Annotated in this window: 13 protein-coding genes; 4 read left to right on the top strand and 9 right to left on the bottom strand. The window is 70.5% G+C overall.

The window, feature by feature from the left end:
- The first annotated feature begins 12 nt into the window (after nt 1-12).
- On the top strand, nt 13-936 hold the full coding sequence (locus QCD66_RS21440) for an NmrA family NAD(P)-binding protein (protein WP_375735660.1): 924 nt from the start codon (nt 13-15) through the stop codon (nt 934-936).
- Between the two features lie 139 nt (nt 937-1,075).
- Here QCD66_RS21440 and QCD66_RS21435 read toward each other — a convergent pair whose 3' ends face one another.
- Complete coding sequence (locus tag QCD66_RS21435; protein WP_364207099.1) at nt 1,076-2,182, bottom strand: citrate synthase 2; 1,107 nt, start codon at nt 2,180-2,182, stop codon at nt 1,076-1,078.
- Nucleotides 2,183-2,250: 68 nt separating this feature from the next.
- Here QCD66_RS21435 and QCD66_RS21430 point away from each other — a divergent pair, with 68 nt between their 5' ends.
- On the top strand, nt 2,251-3,501 hold the full coding sequence (locus tag QCD66_RS21430) for a citrate synthase (RefSeq protein ID WP_375735659.1): 1,251 nt from the start codon (nt 2,251-2,253) through the stop codon (nt 3,499-3,501).
- Between the two features lie 21 nt (nt 3,502-3,522).
- On the opposite strand, the gene QCD66_RS21425 is transcribed toward QCD66_RS21430, so the two are convergent.
- From QCD66_RS21425 to QCD66_RS21410, 4 genes are all read right to left on the bottom strand, one after another.
- Nucleotides 3,523-6,000 (bottom strand): PEP/pyruvate-binding domain-containing protein, encoded by a 2,478-nt coding sequence (locus tag QCD66_RS21425; RefSeq protein ID WP_375735658.1) that lies wholly within the window; start codon nt 5,998-6,000, stop codon nt 3,523-3,525.
- On the bottom strand, nt 5,997-6,749 hold the full coding sequence (locus QCD66_RS21420; protein ID WP_375735680.1) for a MerR family transcriptional regulator: 753 nt from the start codon (nt 6,747-6,749) through the stop codon (nt 5,997-5,999). Before QCD66_RS21420 ends, QCD66_RS21425 begins: the two co-directional genes overlap by 4 nt.
- Before the next feature lie 83 nt (nt 6,750-6,832).
- Complete coding sequence (locus QCD66_RS21415) at nt 6,833-8,383, bottom strand: MFS transporter (protein WP_375735657.1); 1,551 nt, start codon at nt 8,381-8,383, stop codon at nt 6,833-6,835.
- Nucleotides 8,380-8,976, bottom strand: coding sequence for a TetR/AcrR family transcriptional regulator (locus QCD66_RS21410; protein ID WP_375735656.1), 597 nt, complete (start codon nt 8,974-8,976; stop codon nt 8,380-8,382). Before QCD66_RS21410 ends, QCD66_RS21415 begins: the two co-directional genes overlap by 4 nt.
- Nucleotides 8,977-9,341: 365 nt before the next feature.
- Here QCD66_RS21410 and QCD66_RS21405 point away from each other — a divergent pair, with 365 nt between their 5' ends.
- Nucleotides 9,342-9,527, top strand: coding sequence for a hypothetical protein (locus tag QCD66_RS21405; RefSeq protein WP_364207087.1), 186 nt, complete (start codon nt 9,342-9,344; stop codon nt 9,525-9,527).
- 55 nt (nt 9,528-9,582) lie between these two features.
- On the opposite strand, the gene QCD66_RS21400 is transcribed toward QCD66_RS21405, so the two are convergent.
- From QCD66_RS21400 to QCD66_RS21385, 4 genes are all read right to left on the bottom strand, one after another.
- Nucleotides 9,583-10,149 (bottom strand): SUKH-4 family immunity protein, encoded by a 567-nt coding sequence (locus QCD66_RS21400; RefSeq protein WP_375735655.1) that lies wholly within the window; start codon nt 10,147-10,149, stop codon nt 9,583-9,585.
- 644 nt (nt 10,150-10,793) lie between these two features.
- Nucleotides 10,794-11,012, bottom strand: a complete 219-nt coding sequence (locus QCD66_RS21395) for a hypothetical protein (RefSeq protein WP_364207083.1) — start codon at nt 11,010-11,012, stop codon at nt 10,794-10,796.
- A 197-nt stretch (nt 11,013-11,209) separates the two neighbouring features.
- Nucleotides 11,210-12,910 (bottom strand): IS1634 family transposase, encoded by a 1,701-nt coding sequence (locus tag QCD66_RS21390; RefSeq protein ID WP_407566753.1) that lies wholly within the window; start codon nt 12,908-12,910, stop codon nt 11,210-11,212.
- Between the two features lie 411 nt (nt 12,911-13,321).
- Nucleotides 13,322-13,840, bottom strand: coding sequence for a hypothetical protein (locus QCD66_RS21385; protein ID WP_375736996.1), 519 nt, complete (start codon nt 13,838-13,840; stop codon nt 13,322-13,324).
- A gap of 690 nt (nt 13,841-14,530) precedes the next feature.
- Between QCD66_RS21385 and QCD66_RS21380 the strand changes: the two genes are divergently transcribed.
- Nucleotides 14,531-16,540: a hypothetical protein gene (locus QCD66_RS21380; protein WP_407566756.1), complete on the top strand. Its 2,010-nt coding sequence runs from the start codon at nt 14,531-14,533 to the stop codon at nt 16,538-16,540.
- Nucleotides 16,541-16,545 lie beyond the last annotated feature (5 nt).

The raw sequence follows: 16,545 nt of genomic DNA, 5'->3' as shown, positions 1-16,545 counted from the left end.
TCGAGGAGCATCATGTCCACAGCCTCCGCGCCCGTCCTGGTCACCGGCGCCACCGGCAGACAGGGCGGTGCCACCGTCCGCGCCCTGCGCGCGACAGGCGTTCCCGTACGCGCCCTGGTGCGCGACCCGGCCACCGAGCGGGCCAGGGCCGTCGAGGCGCTCGGCGCCGAACTGGTCACCGGCGATCTCCACGACCGCGATTCGGTGATCCGGGCCGCCGAGGCAGTCCGCGCCGTCTTCTCCGTGCAGGCGCCCGCGGTCACCGCGGCGGGCTTCGACTTCGACGGGGAGGTGGCCCAGGGCGTCAACCTCGTCGAGGGCGCCAAGGCGGCCGGCGTACCGCAGTTCGTGCACACGTCCGTCACCGGCGCCGGTCAGCACACCGAGACCCCGGGCTGGGCCGAAGGCCGCTGGGCCGCGGTGGAACCCACCATGACTGCCAAGAGCGCGATCCAGGACCGGGTCCGGGCGGCCGGCTTCCGGCACTGGACGATCCTCAAGCCGGGCTTCTTCATGGTGAACTTCCTGCCGTCCATGGCGTTCCTGTTCCCGCGCGGCATCGAGGGCGGCCTGGTGAGCGTCCTGAAGCCCGACACCCGGCTGTCCCTGGTCGCGGTGGACGACATCGGCCGGGCGGCCGCCGCGGCGATCGCCGCGCCGGAGCGGTTCGACCGGGTCGAGCTGGAGTTCGCCAGCGACCACCTGTCGATGACGGAGATCGCCGAGGTGCTCTCCGGTGTCCTGGGCACGCGGCTGTCCGCGCCGGACATGACCGAGGAGGAGGCGTTCGCCGCCGGGATGCCGGCGATGGGCGCCGGGCACGAGTGGCTGAACGCCGCCCCCCAGCCGGGCCGCCCCCGCTACGCCAGGGACCTCGGCATCCCGCTCACCAGCTTCGACGCGTGGGCGCGGGAACACATGCGGGCCGACGCCTGACCCTCAGGTGGGCGAGCCGGCTGACCGCCGCCCCATGCCCGCGGGCATGGGGCGGCCACGCAGCGGAACCTAACGGCGGGACACGGGGCGGTCGCAGACTGCGCCTAACGGTGGGACACGGGGCGGTCGCAGACTGCGCCTAACGGCGGGACAGGACGCCGTCCCAGCCGGGCAGGTCCGCCGGGTCGCGGTCGGGCCGGCCGACGTAGTCGGCGGACGGGCGGATCAGCTTGCCGAGTCGCTTCTGCTCCAGGATGTGCGCGCTCCACCCGGCCGTACGGGCACAGGTGAACAGCGGGGTGAACAGATCCGCCGGGACCCCCGCGAAGTCCAGGACGACCGCCGCCCAGAACTCGACGTTGGTCTCCAGCACCCGGTCCGGCTTGCGTTCCCGCAGCTCGGCGAGGGCGGCGTTCTCCAGCGCGAGGGCCACCTCGAACCGTGGGGCGGCCAGTTCCTTCGCCGCCGCCCGCAGGATCCGCGCCCGGGGGTCCTCGGCCCGGTAGATCGCGTGCCCGAAGCCCATCAGGCGGCGGCCACCGTCCAGCACCCCCTTGACGTACGCCCGGGCGTCGCCGCCCCGCTCCACGTCCTCGATCATCCCGAGCACCCGGGCCGGGGCGCCGCCGTGCAGCGGACCGGACATCGAGGCGACCGCGGCGGACAGGCAGGCGGCGACGTCCGCGCCGGTGCTGGCGACCACCCGGGCGGTGAACGTCGAGGCGTTCATGCCGTGTTCGGCGGCGCAGACCCAGTACCGGTCGATCGCCTCGACCTGGCGCGGGTCCGGCTCACCCTGCCATCGGATCATGAACCGTTCGGTGACCGTCCGGGCCCCGTTGACCAGCCGCTGCGGTACGGCGGGCAGCCGCGCGCCGCGGGCGGCCTGCGCGACGAACGACAGCATCATCACCGAGGTACGGGCAAGGTCCTCGCGGGCCTGCTCCCCGTCGATGTCGATCAGCGGCCGCAGCCCCCAGTACGGTGCCACCATGGCGGTCGCCGCCTGCACGTCGACCCGGATGTCACCGGAGTGCACCGGGATCGGGAACGGTTCGGCGGGCGGTAGCCCGCGCCCGAAGTCGCCGTCGACCAGCAGCCCCCACACGTCGGCGAAGGTGGCGTGGCCGACCAGCTTCTCGATGTCGATGCCGCGGTAGCGCAGGGATCCGCCCGCACGGTCCGGCTCGGCGATCTCGGTGTCGAAGGCGACGACGTCGGCAAGTCCAGGTTTCACGGTCAGCATCGCTTCAATGTCGGGGCGCCCTGTCGACTCTGTCAATATTGATTCAGTCAATATGGGAGCATGACCACATGAGCCCGGACCGCCTGCTGACCACCGAGGAGGTCGCTCGCCGGCTGGGCGTCAAGAAGGAGACGGTCTACGCCTACGTCAGCCGTGGCCTGCTGGCCAGTCGGCGCAACGGCGACGGCAAGGAGAGTCTGTTCGCCGAGTCCGACGTCGTCACCTTCGCCGCCGGACGGCGCCGGCCCGGACCCGCCCCCGACGCCCCGGCGATCCACACCGGCATCACCCTGATCACCGGCGACGCGCTGTACTACCGGGGTCACGACGTACGCGTCCTGGCCCGCACCGAGTCGTACGAGTCGGTGGCCACCCTGCTGTGGACCGGCGAACCGCGCCACGTCCCGCTGGTGCCCGACGACGAACTGCGAGCCCTCGCCCGGGCGGTCACCGCGCCGCTGCCGCCGGCCGCCCGGCCGACCGACCGGCTGCGGATCATCGTGGCGGCGGCCGCGGCGGCGGACCGGCTGCGCTTCGACACCACGCCCGCCGCGGTGGTCGCGACCGCCCGCACGATGCTGGACACCATGGTGGCGGCACTACCGGTACAGGCCAGGGAGACCGGCCCGCCGGTGGGCTTCCCGGTCGCCGACGCGCTCTGGCCCCGGCTCACCGCCGCCCCGCCCACCCCCGCCGCGATCGACACGCTCAACACCGCGCTCGTCCTGCTCGCCGACCACGACATCGCCGCGTCGACCCTCGCCGCCCGGGTGGCCGCCTCGGCCCGCGCCCACCCGTACGCGGTCGTCGGGGCCGGCTTGGCCGCGCTCGACGGGCCGCTGCACGGCGCGGCCAGCGGACTCGCGTACGAGTTGCTGTCCGACGCCGTACGCTCCGGCGACCCGGTCGGCACCGTCTCCGACCGGCTGCGCGCCGGCGGCGGCGTCCCCGGCTTCGGGCATCCGCTCTACCCGGCCGGTGACCCCCGCGCGGCCGCCCTGCTGGAACTGCTGTGGGCGAGCCCGGCCCCGGCCGCGCGTACCCGCGACCTGGTCGCCGGGGTGGCCGACGCGGTGACCCGCCGCTCCGGCACCGCACCCAACGTCGACTTCGCCCTCGCCGCCTTCACGCTGCTCAACGGGATGGCCGCCGACGCCGGGGAGGCGATCTTCGCCGTCGCCCGCACCGCCGGCTGGATCGCCCACGCCCTGGAGGAGTACGGCGACCGGCCCAGCCGGTTCCGACCCAGCGGCCGCTACGCGGGCCGGCTGCCGAAGGACGTACCGGCCCGCGGCCGAGCCGGCTCCGTCCGGGCCTGACCGGGACCGTGCGGGCCGCCGTCAGGCGCCGTCGGACAGGACGACCGTGCCGGTGGCGCCGTCGACCGTGATCACCTGACCGGTACGGATCAGCCGGGTGGCATCCCGTACGCAGATCACGGCCGGGATGCCGTACTCCCGGGCCACCGTCGGGCCGTGCGCCAGCGGCGCACCGATCTCGGTCACCAGGCCGCCGGCGGTCAGGAACAGCGGGGTCCAGCCGGGATCGGTGGTCGGGGCCACCAGGATCTCGCCGGGTTCGAGGTACGCGTCGGCCGGGTCCCGCACCACCCGGGCCGGTCCGGTGACCGTGCCCGGTGCCGCCGCCAGCCCGGCCAGCGTCCCCTCGCCGGCCGGCTTCGCCGTACGCAGCGCCTCGACGTCGGTGCCGTCGGAGAGCAGGGCGACCGGGACGTGGGTACGGCGCCGCTCCCGGTCGTACGCCAGCCGGCGGGCGGCGACCAGCTCCCGGTGGTCGACCTGCCGGTGTACGGCGGCGTCCGCCTCGGCGAGGTCGAGGAACATGATGTCCTGCGCCTCCTTCAGCAGCCCCTGGCCGGCCAGTTCGGCGCCGACGAGGAGCACCTGCCGGCGCATCTCGCCCAGCGGGTAGAGGCCGGCGAACTTGCCCAGCTCGCGCAGGCCGCCGAGTTGCCGGGCCCGGCGCAGGAGGAAGACCGCGATCCGGCCGCGTACCGGCCGGCGCCGGCGGACCCGGCGGGCCAGGTCGTCGAGCGTCGCCGTGGCCGTGCGCGCCGCCCGCGCGAACCTGCGGTCGGGGGCCTGGTCCGGGTCGGTGATCCGCAGGTAGTTCGCGATCGCGGCGAACACCGGCGCCGGATCCTCGGCCCAGCGCGGCACCCCGATGTCGATCTCGACGGCGGCGCGGTGCCCGAACCGGTCCAGGAACCCGGCCAGCCCGATGTCGGGAAGTTCCCCGGCGAGATAGCGGGCGGCCAGTTCGGCCGCCGGGACGCCGAGCAGCAGTTCGCGGTGTCCGCCGGCCCGTTCGGCGATCTCCCACAGCGCCAGGTCCATCTCGATGGTGATGTTGTGCGGCATGCCGCCCAGCACCGTGCGGACCTCGGCCTCGGTCGCGACGCCCTTCAGCAGCGCCGCCGGTGCGGCGCCGGCCAGGATGCCGGCCATCAGTGGCCAGATCATCCGCTCCAGCTTCCGGGTCGGCAGCCCGACGTCCGCGACGAAACGCAGCCGCCGCGCGGCCGTGTCCAGCCCGGGCGGAGCGACGGACTCCCGCCGGAACTCGTCGACCGCGCGCAACGCCCGGTCGCGGGCCGGGGCGGGGCGGGCCAGTGCCCGTACGACGCCGGCGACGGCACGCGGGGCGACGCGCAGCAGCGGCCCGACTCCGCCGCCCCGGCGGGCCGGCTTCGGGTCGGGGGCGAACCGCGGATCGGCCAGCACCTGCTCGACCACGGTCCGCACCCGGGGGCCGAAGTCCGCCTCCACGAACTTCGGCAGCCAGCGGTCGGCGCCGGGGCGGCGGACGGTGTCGGTGAGGTCGAAGTAGAGGCGGCCCCCGATCTCGACGACCGACCCGCCATCCTTCCCCGACCCGCCGTCCTTGCCGGGACGGCCCTCCTTGCCCGACCCGCCCTCCTTGCCGGACCCGCCGCCGATGCCCGCGGCGACGGCCCGCAGCGCGGCGACCCCCATCGGTGTGAACGGCTGCAGCACCCCCTGGAACTGCCCGCCCAGCTCCAGATAGACGCGGGGACCGGGCCGGCCGGTCTGCGGCGGCACGGGGAAAAGGGTGGTGACCGGCCGGGACTGGAGCAGCCAGAGCACCCCGTCGTGGTCCACGGCCCACTCGACGTCCTGCGGTGTCCCGGCCCGGTCCCGCAGCCGCCGGCCGGCCGCGTACAGTTCGGCCAACCGCTGCGGGGCGAGGCAGCCGTCGGCCCGGTCGGGGCGGCCGTCGGCCGCCAGTACGTAGTGATCGGCGTCCACCGCCCCGTCGACCAGGGCGGCACCCGGCCCCGGCGCCGCGTCGACGACCATCTCGGACCGGCTCCCGGTGACCGGGTTGGCGGTGAACAGCACCCCGGCCACCGCGGCGTCGACCATCCGCTGCACGACGACCGCCATCCGCGCGGCACCGACTCCGTTCGCCGCGCGGTAGGCCGCGACCCGTTCGGAGTCCAGCGAGTCCAGGCAAGCGCGGACCGCGTCGAGCAGGTCCGGCAGCCCGGTCACGGAGAGGACCGTGACGTGCTGTCCGGCGAAGCTGGCGTCGGGCAGGTCCTCGGCGGTGGCGCTGGACCGTACGGCGACAACGCCGCCGCCCATCCGCTCGTACGCCCGCTCGATCTCTTCGACCGGGAGCGTCCCGCCGACCAACGCCGTGGTGGTGACGCAGAACCCGCCGGGCACCCGCTCACCGGCGCGGATCATCCGGGCCAGGCCGGCCGCCTTGCCACCGACCAGGTCCGCCATGCCGGTGTCGATTCCGGCCAGGTCCACTACCGCGATGTTCATCCCCGCTCCTTCAACAACTCGACCATCGACCGGATCACCGCCTGCTGTGCGGGCGGCAGTTCGCGCGACGTCACCTCCAGCCAGTGGCTGGAGTCGGGATCGTCGAGACTGTCCACCAGCGCCGTCACCATCTCGTCCGGCAGGTGCGCGGCGAGGTCGGCGGCGAGCGCGGCGACCCGCGGGTCGTCCGGGGTGGCGTCGGCGAGTTCGTCCATCCGGGTGTTGAGCGCGTGCCCCCGCCGCACCGCGTCCGGCTCGGTGAGCGGCCGGAACAGCGCGGCGAACCCGTCGCGGTGGGCCGGTTCGGCGGCGGCCTCGATCAGGCCGAGCACCTGCCGGTCGAACGCCGCGAACCGCGACCCGCCGGCCGGCAGCCCACCCAGGACCTCGGCCAGGGCGGGCGACATCGCCGAGTCCGGACCGAGGTCGGTCGCGGCCAGCAGCGCCGCCAGCCGGTCCCGCCGGGTCGTGATCTCCGCCTGCTGCCGGGCCAGGTCGGCGTCCAGTTCCAGCAGTACGTCCCGCAGCTCGCGGCCCTCGTCGTCGGCGAGCACGTCGCGGATCTCGTCCAGCGACAGGCCCAGCTCGGTCAGCCGGCGGATCCGGGCGAGCACGACCGCGTCCCGCAGTTCGTACTCGCGGTATCCGTTCAGCCGCCGGCCCGGTTCGGGCAGCAGCCCCTGGTGGTGGTAGTGCCGCACGGTCCGGGTGGACACCCCGACCAGCGCCGCCAGTTCGCCGATCCGCATGACCACCAGTAGAAACGTTGACGCTGCGGCAAGGTCAAGCGAACCGGCGAACCGGCGAACCGGCGGTCGGTGTCGTGACCGGCTCAGTGCTGCTGCTTGGTCAGGTCGAGGCTGCGGGGCACGAGGATGTAGACGACGGCCGCGGCGGCGAGCATCGCCAGGCCGCCGACCAGACCGATCTGCACCAGCGAATCGGTGAAGGCGTCCCGGGCGCGGGCGGCGAGTTCCGGTACGCCGGCTTCCGCGGCGACGTGCAGGGCGGCGCCGAGCGACTCCTGGGCTGCGGCGACGAGCGAGCCGTCGACGCCCTCCCCGGTCAGGCCGGCGAGCCGGTCGCGGTAGAGCGCGGCGGCGACGCTGCCCAGGATCGCCACGCCGAGCACGTTGCCGAGGTCGTACGCCGTCTCCTCGATCGCGGCGGCGTTGCCGGCCTTGCTCTGCGGGGTGCCGGACATGATGATCGCCGACGCGATCGCCAGCGACCCCGAGCCGGCGCCGAGCAGCGCCAGGGCGACGAGTACCGCCGGATAGCTGAGCGGCCCGGCGGCGGCGTAGAGCACGAGGAAACCGACGCCGGCCACGGCCAGCCCGCCGGCGAGGACGGCACGGGCGCCGACGCGCCCGGCCAGGGCGGGTGCCAGCGGCGCGGCGACCACCGCCCCGGCCGCCATCGGCAGCAGGTGCACCCCGGCCTGCAGCGGCGACTGGCCCTCGACCAGTTGCAGCCACTGCGCGACGAGGAGCAGCAGCGCCGCCATCGCGAACATCGACACCAGCGCCGCGACCGTGCCGGCCGTGAACGGGGCGCGGGTGAACAGCCGTACGTCGAGCAGCGGGTCCGGCCGGCGCAGGCAGCGCAGCACGAACCAGCCGAGCAGCACCACCGCCAGGGTCAGCGCCGCCCAGGCGGCCGGCTGGGCCAGCCCGTCGTCGGCGAAGTACTTGGCGAACTGCTTGATCGCCCACACCAGCGACACCATGCCCACGATCGCCAGCACGGTCGCCACCACGTCCCAGCGGGGCGGGGACGGGTCACGCGCTTCCGGCAGCAGCAGCCGCCCGGCGACCAGCGCCGCGACCATGAGCGGCACGTTGACCAGGAACGCCGCCTGCCACGAGAAGTGCTCCAGCAGCAGTCCGCCGACGATCGGCCCCACCGCGGCGCCCAGCGACGACACCGCCGCCCACACCCCGAGCGCGGTCGCCCGCTCGCCCGGATCGGTGAACACCGTACGGATCATCGACAGCGTGGTCGGCATGATCATCGCTCCGCCGACGCCCAGCAGGGCGCGTACCGCGATCACCGCGTTCGGGGTGTCGGCGGCCAGGACCAGCAGCGACGCGGCACCGAAGACCGCGAAGCCGCCCAGCAGGAGCAGCCGGCGGCCCCACCGGTCGGCCAGCGCGCTCATCGGCACCAGCAGACCGGCGAGGATCAGCGAGTACGTGTCGACGATCCACAACTGCTGGTCGGACGTCGGCGACAGGTCGGCCGCGAGGTCGGGCAGTGCCACGTTGAGCACGGTCATGTCCATGACGACCACCAGCAGGCTGGCCGACAGCACGGCCAGGCAGGCCCACCGGCGCGCCCTCGACAGGCCCGGGGCCGGCTGGACGTCCTGCGGCGCGCTCATCGCCGGCTCCCGTCGTCGGGACGCATCAGCGCCGTCACCGCCCTGGTGATCGCGGCGAGGTCGAGGATCTCGTCGTGCAGCATCGCGTGCACGGTCACGCCGTCGGCGTAGACCGCCAGCGCCGTCGCGGTGCCCGCGTCGACGTGGTTCGACAGCACCTCGACCAGGCCGTCGAACCAGCGCAGCGCCAGTGGGCGCAGCGCCGGCCGCTGGGTCGCGGCCAGGTAGAGCGCGGTGTCGGCCTGCACCCGCGTCGGCTCCAGCAGGTAGCCGTGCAGGATCCCGGCCAGCACGGCCGGGTCGCCGCCGTGGGCCGCCAGCGTCTCGGCGACGGCCGCCAGCTCGGTGTCGATCCGGTCGGCGAGCAGGCGCAGCGCTTCCTCGCTCAACTCCTCCAGCGAGGAGAAGTAGTACGTCGTCGCGCTCAGTGAGACCCCGGCCCGGGCGGCCACCCGCCGGTGGGTCAGGTCGGTCAGTCCGTCCTCCACGATCAGCGCCGCCGCCGCTTCCACGATCGCCCGCCGGCGGCCCTCCGGGTCGCGCCGCGACCGCTCGATCGGCGCGCTGCCAGCCCCCACATCCACGTCAGGCATCTCCCACCCCGTCAGGTACGGATGTACTAGTACGAGCGTACCAGTACATCTGTACCTGACTGTCAAGGGTGAGTCGGCGTTGGTGCCGTCACGCGACAGAACCGCACGGTGGTTTCCGTGTGCCGATGTTCGACATTGCGGCAGCCCGACAAGCTGCACACTGGCCACGGATGGCACGCATTCCTGTACCAGCACGCTCCGTGCCCGCTCCGATGAAACGCGGTCGCGCCATTGAGGTCATCGAGCTGTATTGGTTCGGGCAACCCACGCGCACCCGTACGCGATCCGCCACGGCCCCGCGGCCGTGGCGGGCAGGTGGGGCACTGGTGTGCCTACTCTGAAGGCGGGGAGGCGATCGTTTGAAGGTGACCTGGGCCTACGACCGCGGTGACCACCGAGACGCCCATGAGGCCGACATCCCCGACCCGGTACTGCTAGTCGACATCACCAGCAATGGGTGGGGCAGCGGGATCAGGCAGGCCAACGACGTCGGTCAACTCATCGATCGCATCGAGACCGGCGACTTCGCGTTCAACTTCGAAGAACAGTGAGGACCTCGGCGCGCAGCGTTGCTCGGTCGGCGGCAGAAGAGGACGTCTGCATCGATCAGTAGAGCCACCGGTCGAGCACTGCGGGCCAGAAGTGGGTTGCATGGTCGCCGTCCGCGATCGCGGGCGGGTCGAGAGCTCTGATCCGGTCCAACAGGTCGGCGATCTCCGCGAGTGCTTCCTCTTCGGCCTGTCCGTCTTCGTCCCAGCGGTTGATGACGGGCGAGCTGTTCAGCCAGTTACCAACCATGTGCAGCGAACACAGCCAGTGGGTGATCGTCGAGTTGATGAACTGAGTGCTGCCGTCCGACGACCATGCCCGCACCTCGCCTGTCCCCGGTGCGGCACCGTACACCCAGTCCAGGTCGTCGGAGTTCGCCAACCGGTAGATCGTCGGCGCTGCGTGGAATGACACCGCACTCACGAGGTCGTCGATCAGCGGTACGCCACAGGAGACCAGCGCTGCCCTTTGCGGCTCGGGAAGCCGCCACGTCGCCACGTCCAGCTCGGTGGCACGCACCACCCGGCCAGCACCAGCCCAGGCCGTGACCGCGTCGAACGCGGGAGGCAACGGAAGATCATCAACAGGCACGCCGATGAGGCGTAGTCCGGGCAAGGTTTCCATGCACCCAGGTTCGTGTAGCGGCCAGGCATCCGATGATCAACACGTTCGAACCATCAGCGATCGGCCCCGGTGTCACCGTCGGTGACGAGCGCTTTGCGGCAGAAGCGGATGCCAGCTTTGCATCCCGTTCGCTGAAATAATGGCGTCGGCAGGGACGGAGGGCATACGGCATGTCGCGATGGAAGATGTTGGAGACCTGGGACCGTGAGCTGCCGGGCCTTACCGACGAGCAGTTGATCGGTCGGTTCAGCCTGGCCCGGGAGTTTGAGCAGTCATCGAGCAGATCACCCGGCCGTAACCCCAAGGCTCGGCGGGACTGGCGGCGCCGCAGGGAAGCGGTTGAGGACGAGATGCAGTCGCGAGGTCTGCCGTAGCGATTCAGAACGCCTTGGCCGCAGCACTCTTTCATTGATAGTCGCAGATATCGAGCGCTGGCCCGGCTCGTCACGCTGCGTTGCGCGCGCCTCGCGGCATGAGCGGACATTCCGGCACGGCGGAGTTCGGAGATGCCGGACGCCCAGTGGAGGGTGAGGATCGTGGATCAGAAGTTGAAACGCGGTTGGGTTCCCGCTCTCCGCCAGTCGAGGCCCTTCGGTCGAGGGACCTTGTGCCTGCCGTCAGTCTGACGCCCGACGGCACTACCCTCAGTGAGGCAGCATGCGCCAGGCCGGGTTGCCCCCGCGCCAAGCCCTCGCGAGGATGCTCGCCGAGCTACGGCTGAAGCACTCCAGCACCTCTGAACGGCCGTGCGCACCACCGATCTGCGCCTGCACTTCCCAGCGACGACCATCGGTACGAATGTAGATGTCGCGACGCCCTCGTGTCGCCGCCTCCCCGTTCCACCAGTGCTCCTCGACGATCACCCGCCGACCGTACCAGCAGGAGCCCGGACGGCCGGCAGCGTAGCCGCAAAGCCGTCCGGCTCAGACGAGACGCTGAATCCCGGGTTCCGCAGTTTGTAGTTCAACGATCATCGGAATCTGGATGTGGAGCAGCGAAGATTGACGTGCGTCGAACAAGAGGCGTGTGTCTACGCCCTCTTGCCAGGATCTGATCTTGGCTACTGGGGGTCGAAGGCGGTGACCCGGGCCGGCGGCTGGACGGAAAGTGCCTGGTAGATGGCCTTGTGTTCGGGTCTCAGCGGGGTGGTCTGCACGACGGTGCCGGCGGGCCCGGCGAGGGTGACCTGGCTGATTCGTCCGAGTTGCCGGTTGATGTTTCGCCAGGTCTGGCCGGTGGCGCGTTCGGCGACGCGGATCAGCAGCAGGGCCAGCCAGCAGATGAGGACGTGGGCGCGGATGCGGTGCTCGAGGCGGTGGAACACCGGCCGCAGCAGCAGTTGCGACTTCAGGTCGCGGAACCCGCGCTCGGCCTCGAGGAGGTTCTTGTAGCCCAGCGCGACGTCCTCGGCGCTGATGTGCGGGTCGGAGGTGGCGATGAGGTACTTGCCATCGAGGCGTTCCTCGGCCTTGACCTTGGCCTTGTTGACCTTCAGTCGTCCGTTGGGCTGCTGGACGAGCCACCGGCCCAGGGTCGGGTGGTCGCGCAGGGCGCACTCGGCGCGGGCGTGCGCCGCCTCGTTCTTCTTACGGGCCTTGTCTGCGACGGGTCGTCTGGCGTCGCGTTCGCGCTGGTCACGGATGCGTTCGAGTTCGGCTTCGACGCGGGCGATCGCGTCGTCGCGGTGCTGCTTGTCACGCATCGCCTGGTCGGGGTTGTGGCAGATGACGAACCGCACGTCGGATCCGTCGATGCGTACTTCCTTGACGCGCAGGTTGTCCTTGACCTGCTGGTAGCGGCCCTGGCGGGCCAGGACCCGCTCGACGAGGGGGTTGCCGTCACGCATGCGCATCCCGGCGATGTAGTGCCCGCCGGCGCGGCGCAGGTAGGCCAGGTTGTCCGCGCTGGAGAACCCGCGGTCGACCACGGTGATCACGCGTCCGAGCTTCCAGTCGCGCATGTCGTCGCGAACCTCGGCCAGCACGGCCTGGTCATTGCTGTTGCCGGGCCAGCACCAGCACCGCACCGGGATGCCTTCCTTGGTCACGGCCAGGCCGATGACGATCTGCGGCAGATCCGAGCGGTGGTCCTTGGAGTGCCCGAACCGGCGAAACGCATCGTCGCCGTCGTCTTCGGTGTCGCGTTCGAAGTAGGTGCTGGTGGTGTCGAAGAACAACAGGTCGACTTCAAGGTTGAACAGGTTGGCCACGGCGAAGAACACCGCCTCCTGCACCCGGCCGCAGGTATCGGCGTCGATGAGCAGGTCCATCGCCCGGTACGCGTGGTCGTCGTCCATACCGGTCAGGCCCGGGATGACCGTGTCCTGCCCGGCCCACTCGGCGGCCGACAGCTTGCTCATCGGCGCCACAGCTCGGTTGGCGACCAGCGCGAACAGCACCCGTTCCATGTTCGTGGTGAACCTACGCGCGTCCGCAGCCGCCCGCACCGCCGCGCCGACGTCGAGGCGCCGCCACAACCCGTCGAGCAGCCATGTCGACCCGATCGACCGTGCGTCGACGACGTCGAGAGGTCCCGCTCCGGCCGCCAGGCCCGCTTCCGCACCCGCGCCGTCTTCGCCGAAGTGCTTGTCGATCGACGCGGCGAGCCGGCGCAGCCCTTCGACGTCGACCCGGTCGACGCGGCCCAGATTCATAAGCACATCAGGCTTGATCTTGCCGTCCACGCGCCGGTTGTGTGCCAACGCGACGTAGCGCACCACGCTGCCGTCGGCGTTGGTCCGCGAGGTGAACCGCAGATACATGACTACGAAGAAACCACATCACCACTGGCAGAACAAGATGTGAATCTCAGGTCGTGTTACTACACTTTCGGATCCGCCGGCCCAGTCCGAGGCATCTGCGAGCCCGTGACCAGCATCGACCCCGACCCGATCATGCTTGTGTTCCTACGAACTGCGGAACTCGGGTGAATCCGTACCTTCGGTCGCTCGCCCGTTGTCGCCTGCTCCTAATTGGTTCGTTCGCCACAACGTCCTCAACTCGGCAGTTCCGGACGGTTACCGACCTGCCGATGGCACGCTCCGTGTGCCCGGATCGCGGCATGTCCGTATACGTGATCATGACGCTGATCTCTGTCTTGGGCAGCATGAGCTGCCAGTCTTCGCGGCGAAGCCGCTCCGCGCGGTCTGGTGCCCCACCCAGGCCGCTCCACCTCAGCGTGCCCGCTTGGTAGCGCGGATGGCGAGCAGCAAGAGGGCAACCAACCCGACCACGCCGGCCATTGCCAGCCCACCCCCTAGCCAGGCCTGGCGCGCGCCCCACAAGCCCGGCTTGCGGTCCGGCCGCTCGGCGGCTGGCACCGTGGCCAGGATCTGATCCACCCGGTCCTGGATCCGGCGTTGTTCAGCGCCCGACAGCCCATCGCCGCCGAGCCCTTCGGCCAAGGCCAGCACCTGCTCGTTCTGTGCGTCGGCGAAGCCGGGCAGGTCGTTTCTGGCGTATCCCCCGACGACTCCCGCATACCCTGGTCGGCAGCTCAGCGGCTTTCCGTCGGTCACGTCGAGGTGCAACTGCCGCGCGCCGCCGCATTCGTCGCCGGGGCGTTTGAACTGGACCACGTACACGCGATCCGCCGCGCGCTGGTCCAGGAACCCAGCAAGCGCGCTCACGCCACCGAACGCGACGAGCCCGACCGAAACGATGGCCACGAGGCAAGCCAGCAACAGACGCAAGGAGACCCCCAATATCCAAGCGATTCTATGCCACCAACGCGCCACGGAAGTCCGCTACTGCTCTCGGCTTGTCCAGGATGCCTGCCAGCCTTGCCGACCGGTACGGACCGTGACGGCTCAGGGTCGTCAGCGCGTACGGTCAGCGGCGCGACCGGACGGCCTCGCACCTGGACGTACCCCGCTGACGGCTGCCGAGTGATGGGGTGCTTCGGCGCCGACGCGCACTATCGGCGGCATGAGCGAGCACCTGATCAAGCGCGCGTTCACACGGTCCCTCGGTGTGAGCCTGGCGTGCTTGAGAGGATGTTCGAGATCCGCTACTCGGGTCAGGTCTCAGGTGACCCTCGCGATCTCGGCACGTAGTTCGAGCGCGAGGACGCCGGTCTCCTCGCAGTAGTCGGCGGAGTTGTTGGTGGCGAGGAAAATCATCATGCGGAGCATGCCCCGATCACCCAGGCCCGCCGGTGCCCGGGAAGGCAACCACGGCGTGAGTCGGGATCTGCGCAACTGAGCCACCGGCCAACTGGCGGAACCGCTGATCGCCGGCTCGGCACCCTACCGCCGTACGCGAATCCGGTCGACTGACCGCCGGCCACTGGCGCCCGTCCGTGACCGTGCGGACAGCCGGAAATGCGTTTCTCCGATTGCAGGCACTCCATAGGATCTCCGGTGATCAAGGAGGATGACACAGTGGGTGATTTCCAGCAGTTCGTGACGGATGTGACTATACGTCTGTCCGCGATGTCCAAGGACGAGTTGTACGTCGTCGGTGACGGTCTCGACCGGGACTCACTCTGGCTCACCTTTCTCGATTCCTTCCCCGCCGGCACCAATCTCCGGTTCCGTGAGCGGTCCGAGTACGACTGCTCGACCTGCCGCGGGTTCATCAAGAATTTCGGTAACATCGTCGAGATCCACAACGGACAGGTTCGCTCCGTCTGGTCCGGGGTGTCTGCATCCGACCCGGTCTTCTCCATCGTCGCCGCCGCAATGGACGAATTCGTCAGCACGCTGCCGTTGTCCACCATTTTCCGGTCCACTGAGGCGGAGTACGGGACGAGGACGACCCGGACGCTGCGCGACGGCCAGGTCGAGGTGTGGCACCACCTGCACGGCCGGGTGGAGAAGCGGCATCGCATCAAAGACGTCGGCGCGGCACGGGGCACCTTCGACGCCGCGGTACAGGTGTTCCGGCGTGGCCTGGCCGAGCTGACCCCGCACGCTCTGGACACCGTCGTCGACCTCATCGACGACAACGCCCTCTACCGCGGCACGGAGCATCGTCGGGCGGTGACCGAGTTCCGGTCACTGCAGAACCGGTGGACGAAGGCGACCGACGGACAGGCCTTCATTTTCGCCAACGCCATGAACCCGGCGGCCCGGTTCCGCAACACGGTGATCGGCACCCTTGTCCAGGATCTGTCCGCGGGCGTCGACCTGGAGCAGGCGGTCCGGTCGTTCGAGACGAAGGTGGCACCGCAGAATTACCAGCGCCCCACGGCGTTGATCACCCCGGCCATGGTCAAGGCTGCCATGAAGACCATCGACGAGTTGGGCATCGAGGAGTCGTTGCAGCGACGGTTCGCCCGGCTGTCCGACGTGTCGGTCACCAACGTGCTATGGGTCGACAACGACACACAGTCGCGAATGAAGGACGGCATCGAAGGGCTGCTCATGCAGGCGGCCACCATGAGGTCGGCAGGTGCGCGCCTTCGTGACGCGAAGCCGGAGGAGACTCCCGTGGTCACCTTCATGAAAGACATCCTGCCTGGCGCCGCGACCATCGACCTGTGGGTCGCCAACAGCCACGAACCGCACTTCGTCAGTCTCACCACCGGCCGGCACCCGGCCGCTCCGCGGCTGTTCACCTGGGACAACGATTTCGGCTGGTCCTACAACGGCAACGTCACCGACTCGATCAAGGAGAAGGTCAAGCGGGCCGGCGGCAACGTCACCGGCAAGCTGCGGGTGAGCCTGTCCTGGTTCAACCACGACGACCTCGACCTGCACGTGTTCGAACCCAACGGCGACCACATCTGGTACAAGGAGAAACGCAACAAGCTGGACGTCGACATGAACGCGGGCGGGGCGTTCTCGCGCGAGCCGGTGGAGAACGTTACCTGGACCGACAACGTCCCCGACGGCGAGTACCGGATCGAGGTGCACCAGTTCAACAAGCGGGAAAGCACCGAGGTCGGCTTTGTGATCGAGACCGAGAGCAACGGGAAAATCGAGCATTACAGCCACGAGCGGGCGGTCGGCCACAAGGAGACCGTCGAGGTGGGCCGGATGACGGTCGCCGACGAGGTGATCACCGCGTTCCGGCCGGGTAAGGACATGCAGCCGGGCAGCGCAGGCAAGAACCTGTGGGGAATCACCACCGAACAGTTCGTGCCGGTGTCCACCATCATGTACTCGCCGAACTACTTCGACGACGGCGAGGTCGGCAACCGCCACTACTTCTTCATCCTGAAAGGGTGCGTGAACGACCAGCCGACCCGGGGAATCTACAACGAGTTCCTCCGCGGCGACCTGCAACCGCACCGCAAGGTGTTCGAGGTTCTCGGCGATCGCACCAAGTGCGAGCCGTCCCCGGATCAGCTGTCTGGCCTCGGCTTCAGCTCCACGGTCCGCAGCTCTGTGGTCGCCAAGGTGACCATGACCGACGGCCGGCGCCACCTCATCAGTATCCAGTTCTGATTTCC

Origin of the sequence: Polymorphospora sp. A560, assembly GCF_045781765.1 — a bacterium.
GTDB lineage: Bacteria > Actinomycetota > Actinomycetes > Mycobacteriales > Micromonosporaceae > Polymorphospora > Polymorphospora lycopeni.
The sequence above is the reverse complement of the archived record's forward strand: the minus strand, read 5'-3'. Positions and strand labels throughout refer to the sequence as shown.

Excerpts from the sequence above, each read along its gene's own strand:
- QCD66_RS21425 (WP_375735658.1), bottom strand. The coding sequence starts at position 6,000 with ATGAACATCGCGGTAGTGGACCTGGCCGGAATCGACACCGGCATGGCG.
- QCD66_RS21440 (WP_375735660.1), top strand. The coding sequence starts at position 13 with ATGTCCACAGCCTCCGCGCCCGTCCTGGTCACCGGCGCCACCGGCAGA.
- QCD66_RS21430 (WP_375735659.1), top strand. The coding sequence starts at position 2,251 with ATGAGCCCGGACCGCCTGCTGACCACCGAGGAGGTCGCTCGCCGGCTG.
- QCD66_RS21435 (WP_364207099.1), bottom strand. The coding sequence starts at position 2,182 with ATGCTGACCGTGAAACCTGGACTTGCCGACGTCGTCGCCTTCGACACC.
- QCD66_RS21420 (WP_375735680.1), bottom strand. The coding sequence starts at position 6,749 with ATGCGGATCGGCGAACTGGCGGCGCTGGTCGGGGTGTCCACCCGGACC.
- QCD66_RS21390 (WP_407566753.1), bottom strand. The coding sequence starts at position 12,910 with ATGTATCTGCGGTTCACCTCGCGGACCAACGCCGACGGCAGCGTGGTG.
- QCD66_RS21410 (WP_375735656.1), bottom strand. The coding sequence starts at position 8,976 with ATGCCTGACGTGGATGTGGGGGCTGGCAGCGCGCCGATCGAGCGGTCG.
- QCD66_RS21400 (WP_375735655.1), bottom strand. The coding sequence starts at position 10,149 with ATGGAAACCTTGCCCGGACTACGCCTCATCGGCGTGCCTGTTGATGAT.
- QCD66_RS21415 (WP_375735657.1), bottom strand. The coding sequence starts at position 8,383 with ATGAGCGCGCCGCAGGACGTCCAGCCGGCCCCGGGCCTGTCGAGGGCG.